The organism is Streptomyces sp. Sge12 (assembly GCF_002080455.1).
Taxonomy (GTDB): domain Bacteria; phylum Actinomycetota; class Actinomycetes; order Streptomycetales; family Streptomycetaceae; genus Streptomyces.
This window is the reverse complement of sequence record NZ_CP020555.1, coordinates 2802950-2821580: the sequence shown is the minus strand read 5'-3', so window position 1 is coordinate 2821580 and position 18631 is coordinate 2802950. Positions and strand designations below refer to the sequence as shown.

Sequence of the window (18631 nt, the reverse complement as noted above, 5' to 3'; positions counted from 1 at the left end):
GGACCGTCCGCTGCGGTACCTTTCAAGCCCGTCCACCGCCCGCATTCAGGGAGACGGCCGCATGACCACCGGTAGTCGGCAGGACCGCGACGGAGCCGCGCACCCGCAGCGATTCGTCATCAGCTTCGCGGGGTTCAACCGCCCCTGGGCGGTGTGGATCGCCCACCGCCTGGAGGAGCACGGCCACCGCGTCACCCTCCAGCGCTGGGACCCGCAGAGCAGCCCCGGTATCGGCCAGGCCCTCGACGACCTGGCTCGCTCCGGCAGCCGCGTCCTCCTCGTCCTCAGCGAGCGCTACTTCTCCGCCGGCACCCACACCGAGGAGGAGTGGAACACCGCCCTGCGCGCGGTCACCGACCGCCACCCCGACCGGTTCGCCGCGGTCTGCCTCACCGACGCCCCGCTGCCCAGCGCCGTCGCCGTACTGGAGAAGACCGACCTGTGGGGCCTGGACGCCTACGAGGCCGAGTACCGCGTGCTGCGCCGCCTGGAGCTCCCCACCGACCGGATCGGCACCGAGACCGGCCGCCGCGGACCGCGCTTCCCCAACGACCCGCCGGAGATCTGGGGCCGCGTCCCGCGCCGCAACCCGCGTTTCACCGGCCGCAACGACGTCATCGGGACCCTGCGCGAGGCGCTGACCGGGGCCCCGCCCGGCGCCTCCACCGTCACCCTGCTCGGGCTGTCCGGCGTCGGCAAGACCCAGGTCGCCACCGAGTACGCCTACCGCTTCGCCTCCGAGTACGACGTGGTGTGGTGGGTCCCCGCCGAGGACCGGCCCACCCTGCGCGAACGCCTCGCCGACCTCGCCCCGGCACTCGGGTTGCCGCGCGGCGCCGGCAGCTACGGCGAGCAGATCCGGGCCGTCCTCGAAGCGCTGCGGCGCGGGAACCCGTACGGCCGCTGGCTGCTCGTCTTCGACGGCTGCGACAACCCCGACGACCTGATCGACCTGCTGCCCTCCGGCGCAGGCGACGTCATCATCACCTCGCGCAACCGCGAATGGGCTGCCCGGCACACCAGCCTCGTCGAGGTCCCGCTCTACGCCCGCCCCGAGTCGATCACCTTCATCCGCCGCCGGGCCCTGCGCCTGACCGCCGCCGAGGCCGATCAGCTCGCCGAGGCCCTGGAGGACTACCCGCTCGCCCTCGACCAGACCGCCGGCTGGCTCGCCGACTCCCCGCTGCCGGTGGGCGACTACCTCGTCCTGCTCCAGCACCGGATGGACTCCCGCGAGGCCGTCGCGGTCTCCGAGGACTACCCCCTGCCCTTCCCCACCGCCCTCGCCATACTGCTCAACAACGTGCGGGAGAACTTCCCCGACGCCCTCGCCCTGCTCCGGCTGTTCGTCTTCTTCGCCCCCGGACCGGTGCCGCTGCGGCTGCTGCGCGAATTCCCCGCCGACGACGTGCCCGAACAGCTCGCCGGACTCATCAACGACCAGATCCGGTGGAACGCGGCCCTCAACAAGCTCGTCCAGTTCTCCGTGGTGCGGCTGGAGTACTCGGACCTCGCCGTGGAGGAGGGCGGCGGCGGGCTGGAGACCGTACAACTGCACCGCATGGTCCACGGCATCGTCCGCGAGAACCTCTCCCAGGAGGAGGCCGAGCCCCTGGCCCGCGCCGTGCGCCAGGTCCTCGCCGCCGCCGACCCCGGCCGGCCCTCCGACTCCCGGCTGTGGCCCCGCTACGCCGAACTCATCCCGCACCTGGCCACCTCAGGGGTGCTCACCAGCAGCAACCCGCGCATCCAGAACTTCCTGCTGCACTGCCTGCGCTACCTGATCCTCGCCGGGGAGTACCGCACCTGCCTGCGCCTGTCCGAGGAGACCGACCTGATCTGGCGGGCCCTGCTCGGCGAGGACCACCCCAAGGTCCGCGAGCTCAGCTACCAGTACGGCGGAGCCCTGCGCAACCTCGGACTGTTCCGGCGCGCCGAGACCCTCACCCGCGCCCGCGCCGCCCAGCTCACCGAGGAACGCGGCGACCGCGACCTGGAAACCCTGCGCGCGACCAGCTCGTACGGCGGCGTCCTGCTGTGCATCGCCCGCTTCGAACCGGCCCGGGAGATCTTCGAACACTGCCTGGCCACCTACCGCGAGCTCCTCGGCGAGGACGACTCCACCACCCTCGCCGCCCAGAACAACCTGGCCGCCACCTACCGCCTCCTCGGCCGCTACCAGGACGCCTACGACCTCGACCTGGACACCCTGCGCCGCCGCGAACGCGTCCTGAGGACCCATCACATCTCCACCCTGTCCTCCGGCATCGCCTGCGCCATGGGGCTGCGGCTGATGGGCCGCTACCACGAGGCCCAGACCCGGCAGGAACAGGGCGTGAAGATCAACACCCAGGTGCTGGGCCTGGAACACCCCCAGACCCTGCGCGCCGAGCACAACCTCGGGATGTGCCTGCGCCGCTCCGGCGACATCCCCGGCGCGGGCCTGCGGCTGCGGACCGTGTGGGAACGGGCCACCCGGGTCTTCGGCGTCGACTACCCGTGGACCCTGATGGTCGCCTCCGACTACGCCACCTACCTCAGGGAGTACGGGGACATCGGCGAGGCCCGCCGCATCTCCGAGGACGTGGTCCGCGGCTACCAGTCGCAGCTCGGCCTCGCCCACCCGTACAGCATCGGCACGGTCGGCAACCTCGGCCTCGTCCTGCGGGCGCAGGGCGAACGCGCGGAGGCCCTGTCGCTGGCGGAACAGGCACTGGTGGGCATGCGGGGCGCGCTCGGCGACCGGCACCCCTGGACCCTGGGCTGCGCCCTGAACGCCACCGGGCACCGCAACATCACGGGGCGCCTGGAGGACGCGCTGGACCTGAGCCGGGACACCCTGCGCACGGCCGAGCAGGTGCTGGGCCCGGACCACCCGATGGTCCTGAGCGCCCAGATCGCCCTGGCGGCGGACCTCCGGTCGGTACGGGAGCACGAGGAGGCGGCGAAACACGAGGACGCGGGCATCAAGGGCCTCACCCGCACCCTGGGCGCCCAACACGTCCACACGATCTCGGCCAAGCAACAGACCAGGCCGTACTGGGACTTCGAGCCGCAGCCGTAGCGGGTCCGGTAACGCCTCCGGGGCTCACTAGTCCGGCACCGGGATGAGGTTGGGACCGTTGTCGAACACCTGGTCCTTGAACCTGGCGCGTTCCTCCGGCGTGACGCACTTGACGTCGCCGTCCCACATCTCCCGCCATACGTAGCCGGGCATGCAGGTGGACGGCCCGTAGGCGCCGCCGCCGGGCTGGCGGTGGGGGTTCTGCGCGTGGACCCGGTCGCGGATCTGCGGCGTGACGCAGAGGGAGTCCCCGTCGAAGCTGTCACGCCATACGTAGCCGGGCAGACAGGTGTACGGCCCGTAGGCGCCGCCGTCGGGCTCCTGGTGGGGGTTCGGGAAGACGTCGGAGCGGACGCCGGCCGCCGCCTGCTGCGGCTGGGCGACCGCCGCCGACGCCGGCAGCGCGACGGCTCCGCAGATGAAGGCGGCCGAGGCGACGGGCATCACGAAGCGGGCGATCCGCCACTTGGGCCGGGTGGGGGTCGGGGTGTGGACGTCGTAGGGCATGGGGGCTCCTCCAAGGCGGGGGTCCGGTGGCGAGGGGCGCCGCGGGATCTCTGTCGGGTCCGTGGCCCCGCGGCCGTCGCCGCGCGATCACGTCTCCAGTAGAGGTGCCGGTACCGGTCCCGGTCATGTCCCGGAGGGGCGTGGCTTGACAGGACGGAACAGCAGTGCGGGGCGACCCGGAGGAGGCACCGGCCCGGAATCCGGGCCCGCTACGCCGGAAGGCCCGGCCCCCTCGGGGGGCCGGGCCTTCCGTACCGCTGGAACCGGGGCGGGTTACGCCTCGAAGACCTCGTTCAGCAGGAGCTGCTGCTCCGCCTGGTGGCGCTTCGCGGAGCCGACCGCCGGGGACGAGCCGTGCGGGCGCGAGATGCGCCGCAGGCGCTCGCCCGCCGGGACGTCCGCGCCGACCGCCAGGTCGAGGTGGTCGATCAGGTTCAGCGCGATGAACGGCCACGCGCCCTGGTTCGCCGGCTCCTCCTGGGCCCAGATGTACTTCGCCGCGTTCGGGAACTTGGCGATCTCGGCCTGGATCTCCGCGCCGGCCAGCGGGTACAGCCGCTCGATGCGGATGATCGCGGTGTCCGTGACGCCGCGCTTCTCGCGCTCGGCCTCCAGGTCGTAGTAGACCTTGCCGGCGCAGAAGACGACCTTGCGGACCGCGTTCGCGTCCACCGTGGTGTCACCGATGACCGGACGGAACGCGCCGGTGGTGAACTCCTCGGCCTTCGACGCCGCCGCCTTCAGACGCAGCATCGACTTCGGGGTGAAGACGATGAGCGGCTTGTGGTGCGGGTTGTGGACCTGCCACCGCAGGAGGTGGAAGTAGTTGGACGGGAGGGTGGGCATGGCCACCGTCATGTTGTCCTGCGCGCACATCTGGAGGAAGCGCTCGGGACGCGCGGACGAGTGGTCCGGGCCCTGGCCCTCGTAGCCGTGCGGGAGGAGCAGCGTGACGCCGGAGGTCTGGCCCCACTTCTGCTCGGCCGAGGAGATGAACTCGTCGACGACGGTCTGCGCACCGTTGACGAAGTCACCGAACTGGGCCTCCCACAGGACCAGCGCGTCCGGACGGGCCAGCGAGTAGCCGTACTCGAAGCCCATGGCCGCGTACTCGGAGAGCAGCGAGTCGTAGACGTTGTAGCGGGCCTGGTCCTCGGACAGGTAGAGGAGCGGGGTGTAGTCCTCGCCCGTCTCCCGGTCGATGAGGACCGCGTGGCGCTGGCCGAAGGTGCCGCGGCGGGAGTCCTGGCCGGACAGCCGGACCGGGGTGCCCTCCATCAGCAGCGAGCCGAAGGCGAGGGTCTCGCCCATGCCCCAGTCGATGGTGCCCTCGTCGATCATCGCCGCGCGGCGCTGCAGCTGCGGCAGCAGACGCGGGTGGACGGTGACGCCCTCGGGGATGGTGACCTGGGACTCGGCGATCCGCTTGACGACGTCCTGGGAGATCGCGGTGTTGACGGCGACCGGGAAGACGGCGGTCGTGCCCGGGGCGGCCGGCGCGACGGCCGCGGGCTGCGTGGCGGCCTCGCGGACCTCCGCGAAGACCTTCTCCAGCTGGCCCTGGAAGTCCTGGAGCGCCTGCTCGGCCTCTTCCAGCGTGATGTCGCCGCGACCGATGAGGGACTCGGTGTAGAGCTTGCGCACCGAGCGCTTCTTGTCGATCAGGTCGTACATCAGCGGTTGCGTGAACGCCGGGTTGTCGGACTCGTTGTGGCCGCGACGGCGGTAGCAGATGAGGTCGATGACCACGTCCTTGTTGAACGCCTGGCGGAACTCGAAGGCCAGCCGGGCGACGCGGACGACGGCCTCGGGGTCGTCGCCGTTCACGTGGAAGATCGGCGCCTCGATCATGCGGGCCACGTCGGTCGCGTACATCGAGGAGCGCGAGGACTCAGGGGCGGCGGTGAAGCCGACCTGGTTGTTGATGACCACGTGCACGGTGCCGCCGGTGCGGTAGCCGCGCAGCTGCGACATGTTCAGCGTCTCGGCGACGACACCCTGGCCGGCGAAGGCCGCGTCGCCGTGGAGCGCGAGCGGGAGGACCGTGAAGTCCGTGCCGCCCTTGTTGATGACGTCCTGCTTGGCGCGGGCGACACCCTCCAGGACCGGGTCGACCGCCTCCAGGTGGGAGGGGTTCGCGACGAGCGAGACCTTGATCTGCTCGCCGTCCAGGCCGGTGAAGGTGCCCTCGGCGCCCAGGTGGTACTTGACGTCGCCGGAGCCGTGCATCGACTTCGGGTCGAGGTTGCCCTCGAACTCGCGGAAGATCTGCGCGTACGACTTGCCGACGATGTTCGCGAGCACGTTCAGGCGGCCGCGGTGGGCCATGCCGATGACGACCTCTTCGAGGCGGGCCTCGGCGGCCGAGTCGATGACGGCGTCGAGCAGCGGGATGACGGACTCGCCGCCCTCCAGGGAGAAGCGCTTCTGGCCGACGTACTTCGTCTGCAGGAAGGTCTCGAAGGCCTCCGCCGCGTTCAGGCGGCGCAGGATGCGCAGCTGCTCCTCGCGCTCCGGCTTGGTGTGCGGGCGCTCGATGCGGTCCTGGATCCAGCGGCGCTGCTTCGGGTCCTGGATGTGCATGAACTCGACGCCGGTGGTGCGGCAGTACGAGTCGCGCAGCACGCCGAGGATGTCGCGGAGCTTCATCATCGACTTGCCGGAGAAGCCGCCGACCGCGAACTCGCGCTCCAGGTCCCACAGGGTGAGGCCGTGCTCGGTGATGTCGAGGTCGGGGTGCTTGCGCTGCTTGTACTCCAGCGGGTCGGTGTCGGCCATGACGTGGCCGCGGACCCGGTAGGAGTGGATCAGCTCGAAGACGCGGGCGGCCTTCGTGACGTCGTCGTCGTGCGAGGCGTCGATGTCCCGGTTCCAGCGGACGGGCTCGTACGGGATGCGCAGCGACTCGAAGACGGCGTCGTAGAAGCCGTCCTCGCCGAGCAGCAGGTTCGCGACGATGCGCAGGAACTCGCCGGAGGCCGCGCCCTGGATGACCCGGTGGTCGTAGGTCGAGGTCAGGGTCATGACCTTGGAGATGCCCAGCTTGTTCAGGGTGTCCTGCGAGGTGCCCTGGAACTCGGCGGGGTAGTCCATGGAGCCGACGCCCATGATGACCGACTGTCCGGGCATCAGGCGGGGCACGGAGTGCACGGTGCCCAGGCCGCCGGGGTTGGTCAGCGAGACGGTGACGCCGGTGAAGTCGTCCATCGTCAGCTTGCCGACGCGGGCGCGGCGGACGATGTCCTCGTAGGCCTGCCAGAACTCGAAGAAGTTGAGGGTCTCGGCCTTCTTGATGCCGGCGACGACGAGCTGGCGGTCGCCGTTGGGCTTCACCAGGTCGATCGCGAGGCCGAAGTTCACGTGCTCCGGCTTGACCAGGGTCGGCTTGCCGTCCTTCTCCGCGAAGGAGTAGTTCATGGCCGGCATGGCCTTGATCGCCTGCACCATCGCGTAGCCGATCAGGTGCGTGAAGGAGATCTTCCCGCCCCGGGCGCGCTTGAGGTGGTTGTTGATGACGATGCGGTTGTCGAACAGCAGCTTCACCGGGACGGCGCGGACGGAGGTGGCCGTCGGCACGTCGAGGGAGGCGTTCATGTTCTTGGCAACGGCAGCCGCCGGGCCGCGGAGCGTCACCAGCTCGGGGCCCGCGGGGGCCTCGGTGGCGGGCGCGGCCTTCTGGGGGGCTACGGCGGAGGGGGCGGGCGCGGCCGGTGCGGCGGCCGGGGCCTGGGAGGTGACAGTCACAGCAGGGGCACCAGAGGGGGTGGCAGGAGCAGGGGCAGGGGCTGGCACAGGCGTGGGCGCGGCAGCGGAGGCCGCGGCGCGCGCCGCCCCCGTGGCGGCGGCGTCGGTGGCGGCGCCAGTGGCCTGGGGTCCTGCGGCGACGGTGGTGGCGGCCTGTGCGGAGGCGCCGTCCGTCGTCGCGGGCTTCTGGGGACCGTCCGACTTCACCGGAGCAACAGCGCCTCCCGGCTTGTAGTCGGCGAAGAAGTCCCACCAGGCCCGGTCGACCGAGTTCGGGTCCTGGAGGTACTGCTGGTAGATCTCGTCGACGAGCCACTCATTCGCGCCGAAGCCTGAGGCAGGGTTCTTCCCGCCCTCTGCTGCTTCGGTCGTGGTGCTCGAGTTACTGGGGGACTGTGGCGACACGGCGGCAACCGCCCTCTTCCGCTTCACAAGGTATGGACAGCGGGAATAAAGGCTACGCCTCCTCGGCCGCTGCATGCAGGCCGGGCGGGACTTACGTCGTGCAGGTCACATCGAACGGCGGGTTTCATGACGTGGAATGGCGGGAAACCAGCCTGGTTCGGGTAGGGGGCAGCGAGGTTGCGGCCCCCATGGCTTCGCACCCCTGACGGACCCCGGGTACGTGTGGCCGAGATCATGTCCTTCCCACTCGAACCCTACGTCAACCCGGCACCTACGAGCTGCCCGGAAGCGTGACGAGGATGCGGCAGCCACGTGACGATTCGGCCACTCCGATCCGTCCTCCGTGCAGCTCCACGGCCCAGCGGGCGATCGCCAGGCCCAGTCCGGTGCCTCCGTCGCCGCCGCCCGCGCTGCCCCGGTTGAACCGCTCGAAGACCCGGTGCCGCTCCGCCTCCGGGATGCCGGGGCCCTCGTCCCGTACCTCCAGGACCAGGCTTCCGGGCGCGTCGCCGGCCCGGGCGCGGACCGTGACCCGGCCGTGCGGAGGGCTGTGCTTGACCGCGTTGTCGATCAGATTTGCCACTACCTGGTGCAGCCGCTCGGCGTCCGCGTGCGCCCACAGCTCGGGCGGGAAGACGTCCAGGTGCAGGTGCACGTCGTTGCGGGTGTGCCCGCCCGAACCGGAGAGCAGCCCCGGCCGGCCGGCGGCCGCCAGCCGCGATTCCTTCAGCACGCCGGACAGGTACGGCCACACCTCGAAACGGCGGGCGCGCAGCGGGACGACGCCGTTGTCCACCCGGGACAGGTCCAGCAGGGTCTCCACGAGCCCGCCGAGCCGCTCGGTCTGCTTGAGCATCGTGCGCATGGTCTCCGGGTCGGCGGCCGAAACCCCGTCCACCACGTTCTCCAGTACCGCCCGCAGCGCCGCGATGGGCGTGCGCAGCTCGTGCGACACATTGGCGACGAGCTCCTTGCGGTGCCGGTCCACGGCCTCCAGGTCGTCCGCCATCAGGTTGATGGTGGAGGCCAGGTCGCCGAGCTCGTCGCGGCGACCCGCCCCGCGCACCCGCCGGGTGAAGTCGCCGTGGGATATCGCCCGGGCCACGGTCGTCATGTCGTCCAGCGGCGCCGTCAGGCTGTGCGCCACGAACTGGGTGATCAGCATCGAGGCGATCACCGAGAAGACCGTGATGAAGCGCAGCTCGGTGTCCGTGCGCAGGGCCACCAGCAGCAGGCCCGTCGTGATGAAGACCGAGACCACCACGAGCGTGCCCAGTTTGGTCTTGATCGAGAACGGCGAGAAGGGCCGCAGCCCGCCCACGGGCCGCTGCCGCTGCCTCGGCCGCGGCCGTATCGGCGGGCCGCTCATGCCTGGGCCGGGGTCTCCAGGGCGTACCCGACGCCGTGGACCGTACGGATCCGCTCCGCGCCGATCTTGCGCCGCAGGGCCTTGATGTGGCTGTCGACCGTACGGGTCCCGGAGGCGTCGGCCCAGTCCCACACCTCGGCCAGCAGCTGCTCCCGGGAGAGCACCGCCCGCGGGGTGCCGGCCAGGCAGACCAGCAGGTCGAACTCGGTCGGGGTCAGGTGCACGTCCTCGGTGTGGACCCGCACCCGGCGCTGCGCGTGGTCGATCTCCAGATCGCCCAGGCGCAGGGTGGCCCCGCGCGGGGTGTGCGCGGCGATGGTGGCCCGCTCCACGCGCCGCAGCAGTACGTGGACCCGGGCGGCCAGCTCGCGCATCGAGAAGGGCTTGGTCATGTAGTCGTCCGCGCCGACCCCGAGCCCGACCAGCAGGTCGGTCTCGTCGTCGCGCGCGGTGAGCATGAGGACCGGGACGGGCCGCTGGGCCTGGACCCGGCGGCACACCTCCAGGCCGTCGAAGCCGGGCAGCATGATGTCGAGGACCAGCAGCTCCGGTAGCCAGCTCTCGGCCGCGGCGACGGCGGTGGGGCCGTCCCCGGCCGTCTGCACCTGGAAGCCCTCGGCGCGCAGGCGGGCCGCGATGGCCTCGGCGATGGTGTGGTCGTCCTCGACGACCAGCACACGCCGCTGGGCGCCGGGTGTCGCCGCGGCGCCCTGATGGGTGGTGTGTGTCTGTTCCATGTCCGCCCCTGAAGATCCCGCGTGAATGGGGTGCAGCGTAGAGGAGGCGTCGGCCTGCGGCTACGTGGGGTTCGGACATGGCATATGTGCTGGACCACCGTAAACGGAATGTGATGTACCGGGTACCGGTCCCCCCACGGGACCGGCACCCGGCGGGCGAGACCGGTCAGGTGCCTCGCCGTCCTGGTGCCCGGGCGGCAGTCAGAGGGCCAGTCCGTGGCCGTGCGGGAAGACCGGGTCGAACGTGTCGTTCGGCACATCCGGACGGGATGCCTCCACGGCCTTCATCGAGCGCGGGAGCTCGAAGGGGAGGCGGCCCTCGGGGGTGGCGCGGCCGAAGGCCACGTCCAGCAGGGCCGCGTCCGAGGCGCCGTAGTCGGCGATCAGGGCCGCCGCGCGCTCGGCGATCTCCGGGATGACGGCGGCCCGCTCCAGATTGATGCAGACCAGGGTGGGCACCCGGTCCAGGAGGGCCAGGATCTCCGTGAGTTCGGGCTCGGCGAAGGCCAGCGAACCGGAATGGAAGTAGGACTCGAAGATGTTCTCCCGCGGCTCGTACGGCGTCCGCAGCCGCAGTACGGCCAGGTCGGCGCCGGCCGGGTCGGCCACCACCTCGCCGTACGCGGCGGCGGCGCTCGCGTCCACGTTGCGCACGTACAGCCTCGGCCGCGTGGTGACCGGGAGCAGGCCCCGGGCATTGGTGAGGACGGTGAGGGAGCGGCGCTGGGCCGCGGCCCCCAGGGCCGTGAAGTCGGAGCGCCCCACGATCTCGGCCGCCGCGTCCGGGTCCACGTACGGGTCCTCGAACAGGCCGAGCGTGAACTTCTCCCGCAGCAGGCGGCGCACCGAGGCGTCGATCCTGGACAGCGCGACCCGGCCCGAGCGGACCAGCTCCACGATCACCTCCGGGCACTGCTCGCCGCCGAACTGGTCGCAGCCGGCCTCCAGCCCGCGCGCCGCCCGCTCGGCCACGTTCAGGTGCTCCAGGCCCCAGGCGCGCGCCGGGTGCACCTGCCCGAAGATCGTCGCGTCGTTGAGCAGCCCCCAGTCGCTGCAGACGATGCCCTCGAAGCCGAGCTCCTCGCGGAGCAGGCCGGTGACCACGCCCTTGTTGAAGCCGAAGCCGACCTCCTCCCAGTCCGTGCCGATCGGCTGGCCGTAGTACGGCATCATCTGCGCGCACCCGGCGGCGATCGCGGCCCGGAACGGCTCCAGGTGGTGCTCGCGCATCCCGCCCGGGTAGACCTGCTCCCGGCCGTGCGCGAAGTGCGGGTCCTCGCCGTCCTTCTGGGGGCCGCCGCCGGGGAAGTGCTTGACCATGGCGGACACCGACCCGGGCCCGAGGGCGGGGCCCTGGAGGCCGCGTACGTACGCGGCCACGAGCTCGCCCGTCAGCCGCGCGTCGGAGCCGAAGGTGCCCGACTGGCGGGCCCAGCGCGGTTCGCTGGCCAGGTCGATCTGCGGATGCAGGGCGACGCGGAAGCCGACGGCGAGGTACTCGCGGCGGACGGTGTCGGCGAAGCGGTGGACGAGTTCGGCGTCACCGATCGCGGCCAGGCCCAGGGCCTCCGGCCAGGCGGAGAAGGCGCCGGAGTTGAAGGAGGCGCCGATGTTGTCGGTGAAGGTGTGGCGCGGGTCGGTGGACAGCGTGACCGGAATGCCGAGGCGGGTGTCCGCGGCCATCTCCTGGACGGCGTTCTGCCACCGTGCCATCTCGCGGGGCCCGTAGGTGCCGAGCAGGTTGAAGTGGGTGAGGAAGCGGTCCTCGATCAGCTCGGGCGTGGTGAAGGGCAGCATCGAGCCGTCGGTCTCGGTGACCGGGGTGCCGTCCGCGTTCATCATCAGCATCGAGTGGAAGAGCTGGCCCGCCTTCTCCTCCAGGGTCATCCGGGCGAGCAGGTCCTCCACGCGGCGGTCGACGGGCAGCGCGGCGTCTTTGTACTCGGGCTTCGTGTTCATGGCGGGACTCCTGGCGCGTGACCGGCGGATCGGCACGGTCACGGTAGAGCCGAAAACCATGTACCTGCTAGGTTTTTGAAAAGTGACCTGGATCACTCGGGTCGGGTGGCCGGAAACAGCGGCCGCTTAGGGTGTCCGCATGGCACAGGACAAGGGGCGGACGGGACGGACGGCCCCGAAGGGCCCGGCCCGCGGGACCTACGCGGTCGGCGACGCCCGGCGGCAGAAGATCCTCGACACCGCCGTCGAGCACTTCGCCCAGTGGGGCTACAACGCGTCCTCGCTGGCCCGGATCGCCGCCGACTGCGGGATCACCCAGGGCGGCCTGCTGCACCACTTCCGCGGCAAGGAGGACCTGCTGCTGTCGGTCCTCGCGCAGAGCGAGCAGCACGACGTGCAGCGGCTGTTCAGCGAGCCCGCCGAATCGGTCGCCGCCCACTTCGCCACCCTGGTGGACCTCGCCGCCGACAACGAGCGGCGGCCCGGCATCGTGCGGATGTTCAACACCCTGGTCGGCGAGTCCGGCAACCCGGAACACCCCGCGCACGCGTACTTCACCCGGCGCTACGCCCGGGTGCTCGCCCACACCGTCGAGCTGCTGGAGGCCGGCGTCGCCCGGGGCGAACTGCGCCCCGGCACCGACTGCGAGGCCGCCGGCCGGGAGACCCTCGCCGTCATGGACGGCCTCCAGATCCAGTGGGTGCTGGCGCCCGGGAGCGTGAACATGCCGGCCCGGCTGCGCACCTTCCTGGACCGGCTGCTGCGGGACATCTCGGTCACGGGAACCGGCCTGCCGGACGCCCTGCCGGACGCCGTACCGGACGCCATGCCTGATCCTCTGCCGGGCGGGTCCTAGGGGGCGTCCTGGGCGGCGGTGAACGGGGGCAGGGCGTCCAGCACCTTCGTCAGGGACTCCGGCATGGACCCCTGGTCGGCCGCCACCTCGTGGCCGCCGTGCACGAAGGTGTAGGAGAACCCGTCGTAGATCGTGGGGCCGCCCGTCGCGATCCGGGGCAGCCGGGCGAAGTCCGCCTCCCGGAGGGCGGTGCGCAGGCCCGTGAGCTCCGACTCGGTCAGCCTGCCGGTGCCCGTCGGCCTCGCCTTGACGTCCAGCCGGGTGAAGGAGCCGTCGCCCTTGACCACGAGGGTGTGGGTCCGCCCGGCGAAGCCGCCGGTCCGGGTGACCCGGACCAGGGTCTCGCCGGGGGCGGGGAGCCGGCCGGCCGTGGGGCTCGCGCTCGGGCTCGTGCTCGTGCCCGGCTCGGCGGGCGGGCTCGCGCCCGGGCCGGCCGGGGGGCTCGTGCTCGCGCCCGCGCTCGTGCCCGGCTGCGCGGAGGCCTTCGGGGGCGCGTCGTCGCCGCCGGATCCGGACGGACCGCAGCCCGCCAGGACCACCGCACCCAGTACCGCGGCCACCACCACTCGGAACGCGCGCACACCCACCTCCGCAGGGACTCGGGTCCAACCCCGAGTATGGAGTCCGCACACCCGTTCCGACAGCACGCGGAGGCCGTCATCAGCCGGATCGCCCCCTGGCGGCTGCTCCCGCCGCTGCTCGCCGTGCTCCTCGGCCTGTGGGGCCTGGAGCGCGGCGGCAGCATGTGGCGCGACGAGTCCGTCACCTGGCAGGTCGCCCACCGGCCGCTCGGCCGGATTCTGGAGCTGCTGGACCGGGTCGACGCCGTCCACGGCCTGTACTACCTGCTCATGCACGGGGTCTTCGAGGCCTGGGACGGCGGCCTGTGGGCGCTGCGGCTGCCCTCCGTCGCCGCCACCGCCCTCGCGGCCGCCGGAGTGGCCGCGATCGCCCACCGGCTCGTGGGGGAGCGGGCCGCGCTGCTCGCGGGCTGCGCGTACGCCGTACTCCCGCCCGTGCAGATGTACGCCCAGGAGGGGCGCTCGTACGCCCTGGTCGCCGCCGCCGTGGTGTGGGCGACGTACCTGATGCTGCGCGAGCGCTGGGCGGCGTACGCGGTGGTGCTGCTGCTCGGCTGCTGGCTGCACGAGTTCGCCGCGCTGGCCCTCCTCGCCCACGCCTTCACCGCCTGGCGCTCGCGCGGCTGGCGGTGGAGCGCGGCGGCCGTGGTCGCCCTGCTGCTGCCGCTGGCCGTGGTGAGCGCCCGGCAGGCCGAGCAGCAGCTCGGCTGGCTCGGGCGGCCGAGCTGGCAGGACTGGGCGGCGTACGCGGTGGTGGGCGCCGCGGCCCTGCTGCTCGCGCGGGGCGCGCCGGGAGACCTCGTACGGGTGGCGCTCCCGCTCGTCCTGCTGCCGCCCGGGCTGCTGATGGTGATCTCGCTGTTCCACCCCTGGTACGTCGACCGGTACGTGCTCTACGCGCTGTCCGGGCTCGCCCTGCTGGCGGGGGCCCGGCTCGCGACGGCCCGCGGGTGGTGGCCGTGGCTCCTGGCGGGCGTCCTCCTGGTGGCGTTCGGCTTCTGGTCGGTGTGGCTGCGCACGCCGGAGAGCCGCAAGGACGACGCGCTCGCGGTGGCCGCCGCGGTCCGCGAGCGGGCGCGGCCGGGGGACGCGGTCGTGTTCATGCCCGCACGCCGGCGCGAGTGGCTGCTGTCCTCGCCGGAGGTCTACGGGGAGCTGCGCGACGTGGCCCTGGACCGCACCCCCGCGGCCTCGCGCAGCCTCCAGGGCACCGAGCTGCCCCCGGAGCGGATCCGCGAGGCGCTGCTCGCCTCGCCCCGGGTGATCGCCCTGCTGGACCCGGCCGGGCAGCCGCTGGACCCGTACCCGCAGGAGGTGGTCAAGCGGGAGGAGCTGGCCGCCCGCTTCGACCTGTGCTCCACCACCGGGGTGCGCGGCGCCCGCGTCGCGGTCTACGCCCGCCCGGGCACCTGCCCCTGAACCGCGAGGGCAGTGCCGCGGACCGGCCCGCCCCGGCCCGTCGTGGAGCCGGGGCGGCCCGCCGTGGAGCCGGTCCGGGCCGCATCGGAGGATGGGGCGACCCGTGTCGTCGAGCCGGAGGTGCCGCATGACCACGCCCGAGTACGCGTCCGAAGAGCCGTCCGGGGCCCTGCGCGATCCATTGCTGCCCGATCCGCTGCCCGGGCCGCTGCCCGATCCGCTGCCGGGGCCGCTGCCCGGGCCGCTCGTCGGGGTGGACTGGCTCGCCGGGCGGCTGGGAGCGCCCGGCCTGGTCGTCCTCGACGCCTCCGTCGGCGCCCACCGCGGCGCCGGCCGCCGGATCCCCGGCGCCCGCCCCTTCGACCTCGACGGGGACCTGTCCGACCACACCGCCCCCGCCCCGCACACCATGCCGGGGGTCCCGCAGTTCACCGAGGCCGTGCGGGCCCTCGGCCTGGCGGACACCGACACCGTCGTCGTCTACGACGCCGCCGGCCTCTACTCCAGCGCCCGCGCCTGGTGGATGCTGCGCGCCATGGGCTTCGACCGGGCCGCCGTCCTCGACGGGGGACTGCCCGCCTGGACGGCCGCCGGCCTGCCCGTCGAGGCCACCGCCGCGGCGTACGAGGGCCCGCGCGGCTCCTTCACCGCCCGGCCCCGCCCCGGGCTGCTGGTCGACAGCGCCACCGTCGCGCGGGCCCTGACCGACCCGGACGCGGCCGTCCTGGACGCCCGCACCCGGGAGCGGTTCGCCGGCACCGCCCCCGAGCCCCGGCCGGGCCTGCGCAGCGGCCACATGCCGGGCGCCCTCAACCTGCCGTTCGCCGAACTCCAGGACCGGGCCGGGCTGATGCGCCCCGCCGGGGAACTGCGCGCGGCCTTCCGGGAGCTGGCCGGGGACCGGGAGCGGCTCCGCTTCAGCTGCGGCTCCGGGGTGACCGCCTGCGTACTGGCCCTGGCCGCCGACCTCGCCGGCTACCGGGACATCGCGGTGTACGACGGCTCCTGGAGCGAGTGGGGCATGCCCTCGCAGCTCCCCGTGACGACGGCTCAGGGGGGATAACCCCACCGGGGTCCGGGTACGCGCCCCATCGGCCCGGGGCGGGCCCCCGCCCGAGAATCGGGCCATGACCTCACACACTGCCCCGGCCCGCCTCGCCCGCACCACCGCCGCCGCCCTCGGGGCCGGCCTCCTGCTGGCCGGCTGCTCCCTCCCGGACGCGTTCGACGACGGCGCGCGCCGGACGGCGACCGCCGACGCCACGGTCACCGAGGCGGTCACCGCGGTACGGGTGGCGGGGGCCCGGGCCGGCTCGATCGAGGTCACCCCCGGGGCCGGCCCCGGCGTCACGATCCGCCGCACCGTCCACTACCGCGAGGGCGCGGCCCCGACGCCCGGCCAGAAGGTCACCGACGGCGTACTGACCTTCACCGACGGCTGCTCCACGAGCTGCTACGTCGACTACCGCCTGGAGGTTCCGGCCACCGCGACGGTCGAGCTGGAGAGCAGCAGCGGCGACATCTCGGTGGCGGGCGTGGCGGCGGCCGCGGTGACGGCCGACTCCGGCACGGTCAGGGCAGAGCGGATCGGCGGCCCGCTGAAGGTCCGTACCTCCTCCGGCGACATCACCGCCACCGGCCTGTCCGCCCCGAGCGCCGACGTCCACTCCGACTCGGGCGACGCGCGCCTGGAGTTCACCGGCGCCCCCTCCTCGGTGCTCGCCGAGACCACCTCGGGCAACGTCACCCTGAAGGTCCCCGCGGCCCCGTACCGGCTCACGGTCTCCACCACCTCCGGCGACCGCGTCATCACCCTCCCCGACGACGCCTCCGCCCCCGCCCGCCTCTCGGCGAAGACCACGTCGGGCGACGTCCGCATCTCCGCCGTCTGAGTGTCCGATCCGATGTGACGTTTCCAGGTGCTGGCGTGGTGAAGTGCGTTGTGAATAGTTGAGCTGGGCGATGCGCGCCCTCCTGCCCAGAACACCCTTGCATGTTGCGTGGCCGGGTCCGGCACGATTTCGTCGTTGACGACGCCGGCGAGGGTGCAGCATCGTCGGGGCATGGGATCTGAAGGTGCGAAGCGCAGTCATGCACAGGCTTGGGCGGAGCTCCTGGCGGAATACCTTCCCCAATCTGAAGGGGAGGACCCGTCCTCTCCATCCCTGGGGCTGTTGCTGCAGGCGGCTGCGCGTGAGCCGTTGCTTAGTTCGATGTATCCGTGGATGTCGATGCAGCAGCTGAGCGTGTCGCCATCAGACAACTGGGAGGACTGGGGTCGGGAACCACTCCCAGCGATGTTCGCCCGTCCGGATTCCTATTCGGTAGTGGACCGCTCTGATCGGGGAGACCGTGTCACCTTCGAGACGAGAGATCCTGCCGAGGCAGTAGGGTTCGCAGCCCGACTTGTTCGCGACCAGGGGGCAGCGCAGACGAAGGCGGGGCACGTCTGGTCGGCCGAGGTGGAGACGGTGCTGCGGGGTGCCGGCTGGTATCCGGGGCGGAACGTTGACACGACAGTGTGGCGAGAGCGCCTGGAAGTGGACGGCTTCCGTATCCATTCCGCCGCCGAGGATTTCCTGCGCGAGTTCGGCGGGCTGACAGTTGTCGGCGGTGGCTCAGGCATCACCAGGGCGAGAGAGCCATTCGAGCTCGACCCGCTGCTTGCACTGGGCGAAGGCGACCGTTTCGGCGAATGGGGTGAGGAGATCGGGCACCACCTCTTTCCACTGGGGGAACTCGACCACGGCCAAGCCTTCATCGGCCTTGACGAGCGCGGCGAGTTGTATGTCGTCGTCAACTGGCTGGCCAGGTTTGGTCGTATGCCCGAGGCCATGGAGAACCTCGTCCTTGGAGTGATGCCGATTCGAATGCCCAGCTCAGTCCAGCCCTGAGGTCGTGCGGCGTGCCTCCTTCGTAATTTCGCGCGCTATTGGTCGAGGAACTGGAACTGTTCGATGAGCGTTCCGCTCGCGCCTTGGCGCCAGTAGGGCACGGCGGTGGGCGAGGCCAGGTCTATGGCCTCGGGATAGACGGCGGCGAACAGCTTCGACGTGCTGTAGGCACGAAAGGCCGTCGATTCGTCATCGTCCGGAATGAGGACGCGAGCGCGCGTGTCCCAGGTATGCCAGACATGCCGGCGATCCTCGGGGGGTTGGCGGTATCCCAGATATGTCAACAGAAGATGAAGGCGGTCAGTGCCGCGTCGGCTCAGTGTCCGTAGATGACGGCGCTGGGAGCGGACGATGGCGGGGATCTCGCTGAGGTCGGCCGCGGGCTGATTGACGTCAGGTGGGCCGATCCGGATGCGGTGCCGGAGGCATACGTAGCGGTGGAGCGGGAGGAGCCGGGTCACCGTTCCGCTGGGATGTTTGGAGTCGCAGCGGTGGCAGCCGTCTTGTGGCTCGTGGCGGAACATGGCCCGGTTCGGCTGTGGATCGCGCAGTTCCGGAAGAGCTCCTGCGAGGGCGTGAATGCTCCGGCCGATGAGGGCTGCGAGCCGCTCGGGGACGATGCCCGGCGCATCCCGCCGGACTGCTCGCGCCGGGTGACCTGGACCCAGAGTTGATATCCAGGCCGTGGACGGTGGTCAGTCGCCGCGACCTCACGCTGGGCAGGGAGAACAGGGTCGGGCAGGCGACGCACGAGCATCAGGCTGCCCGCCTTCGCCGGGAGGCGGGTTTGGCCGGCGCCGTGAGCTTCTCTGACCGCTCGGCGCCGAGGTGTGGTTGTGCAGCCGAAGCATGGATTCCAGGGTCCCGGCCAGGGCCACATGTCGTGGTCCCGATCGGTGGCATGGGCGGGGCTGCGGGGATACCGACGAAGCGTCCGGCGATCTGACGGCCGCGGGTGCCGGCGACCTGGGACTCGATGTCGATGCCCGCGTAGGGAGTACCGGACATCTGAGGCGTTCGCCCCGGGCGAACGGCGTGGGGGGAACATTGGGCGGCGCACATGCATTGAGTCGGCATAGCTCAACTTCACTGCCGG

At 72.0% G+C, this 18631-nt stretch carries 13 protein-coding genes; 6 read left to right on the top strand and 7 right to left on the bottom strand.

Annotated features, from left to right (window positions below; all coding sequences use genetic code 11):
• Window positions 1-61 precede the first annotated feature (61 nt).
• Window positions 62-3064, top strand: coding sequence for an FxSxx-COOH system tetratricopeptide repeat protein (gene fxsT / locus B6R96_RS12135; protein WP_081522472.1), 3003 nt, complete (start codon window positions 62-64; stop codon window positions 3062-3064).
• A gap of 27 nt (window positions 3065-3091) precedes the next feature.
• Here fxsT and B6R96_RS12130 read toward each other — a convergent pair whose 3' ends face one another.
• From B6R96_RS12130 to B6R96_RS12110, 5 genes are all read right to left on the bottom strand, one after another.
• Window positions 3092-3571, bottom strand: a complete 480-nt coding sequence (locus tag B6R96_RS12130) for a hypothetical protein (RefSeq protein WP_081522471.1) — start codon at window positions 3569-3571, stop codon at window positions 3092-3094.
• Between the two features lie 273 nt (window positions 3572-3844).
• Window positions 3845-7720 (bottom strand): multifunctional oxoglutarate decarboxylase/oxoglutarate dehydrogenase thiamine pyrophosphate-binding subunit/dihydrolipoyllysine-residue succinyltransferase subunit, encoded by a 3876-nt coding sequence (locus B6R96_RS12125; protein ID WP_081525074.1) that lies wholly within the window; start codon window positions 7718-7720, stop codon window positions 3845-3847.
• Between the two features lie 271 nt (window positions 7721-7991).
• Window positions 7992-9089, bottom strand: coding sequence for a HAMP domain-containing sensor histidine kinase (locus tag B6R96_RS12120; RefSeq protein ID WP_081522470.1), 1098 nt, complete (start codon window positions 9087-9089; stop codon window positions 7992-7994).
• The gene (locus B6R96_RS12115; RefSeq protein WP_053704699.1) at window positions 9086-9826 is read right to left on the bottom strand and encodes a response regulator transcription factor; all 741 of its coding nucleotides are present in this window, start codon (window positions 9824-9826) and stop codon (window positions 9086-9088) included. Before B6R96_RS12115 ends, B6R96_RS12120 begins: the two co-directional genes overlap by 4 nt.
• 201 nt (window positions 9827-10027) lie before the next feature.
• Window positions 10028-11785, bottom strand: coding sequence for a glycoside hydrolase family 3 protein (locus B6R96_RS12110; RefSeq protein ID WP_081522469.1), 1758 nt, complete (start codon window positions 11783-11785; stop codon window positions 10028-10030).
• 139 nt (window positions 11786-11924) lie between these two features.
• On the opposite strand from B6R96_RS12110, the gene B6R96_RS12105 reads away from it, so the two are divergent.
• Window positions 11925-12641: a TetR/AcrR family transcriptional regulator gene (locus tag B6R96_RS12105; protein ID WP_081522468.1), complete on the top strand. Its 717-nt coding sequence runs from the start codon at window positions 11925-11927 to the stop codon at window positions 12639-12641.
• Here the strand turns inward: B6R96_RS12105 and B6R96_RS37250 are convergent.
• Window positions 12638-13222 carry a hypothetical protein gene (locus tag B6R96_RS37250; protein WP_159396317.1) on the bottom strand — a complete coding sequence of 195 codons (585 nt, stop codon included), beginning with the start codon at window positions 13220-13222 and terminating at the stop codon, window positions 12638-12640. The two genes, B6R96_RS12105 and B6R96_RS37250, sit on opposite strands and share 4 nt — an antisense overlap.
• Before the next feature lie 36 nt (window positions 13223-13258).
• On the opposite strand from B6R96_RS37250, the gene B6R96_RS12090 reads away from it, so the two are divergent.
• The 4 genes from B6R96_RS12090 to B6R96_RS12075 all read left to right on the top strand — a co-directional run bounded on the left by B6R96_RS12090 (window position 13259) and on the right by B6R96_RS12075 (window position 17535).
• On the top strand, window positions 13259-14641 hold the full coding sequence (locus tag B6R96_RS12090; protein ID WP_081522465.1) for a glycosyltransferase family 39 protein: 1383 nt from the start codon (window positions 13259-13261) through the stop codon (window positions 14639-14641).
• A gap of 127 nt (window positions 14642-14768) precedes the next feature.
• A complete protein-coding gene (locus B6R96_RS12085; RefSeq protein WP_081522464.1) occupies window positions 14769-15704 on the top strand; it encodes a sulfurtransferase in 936 nt (311 codons plus the stop codon).
• A gap of 64 nt (window positions 15705-15768) precedes the next feature.
• Window positions 15769-16533, top strand: a complete 765-nt coding sequence (locus B6R96_RS12080) for a DUF4097 family beta strand repeat-containing protein (RefSeq protein WP_081522463.1) — start codon at window positions 15769-15771, stop codon at window positions 16531-16533.
• Between the two features lie 171 nt (window positions 16534-16704).
• Entirely contained in the window at window positions 16705-17535 is an 831-nt protein-coding gene (locus B6R96_RS12075) for an SUKH-3 domain-containing protein (protein ID WP_203351618.1), read from the top strand.
• Between the two features lie 35 nt (window positions 17536-17570).
• Here B6R96_RS12075 and B6R96_RS37245 read toward each other — a convergent pair whose 3' ends face one another.
• Window positions 17571-18059: a hypothetical protein gene (locus B6R96_RS37245; protein ID WP_159396316.1), complete on the bottom strand. Its 489-nt coding sequence runs from the start codon at window positions 18057-18059 to the stop codon at window positions 17571-17573.
• Between the last annotated feature and the right edge of the window lie 572 nt (window positions 18060-18631).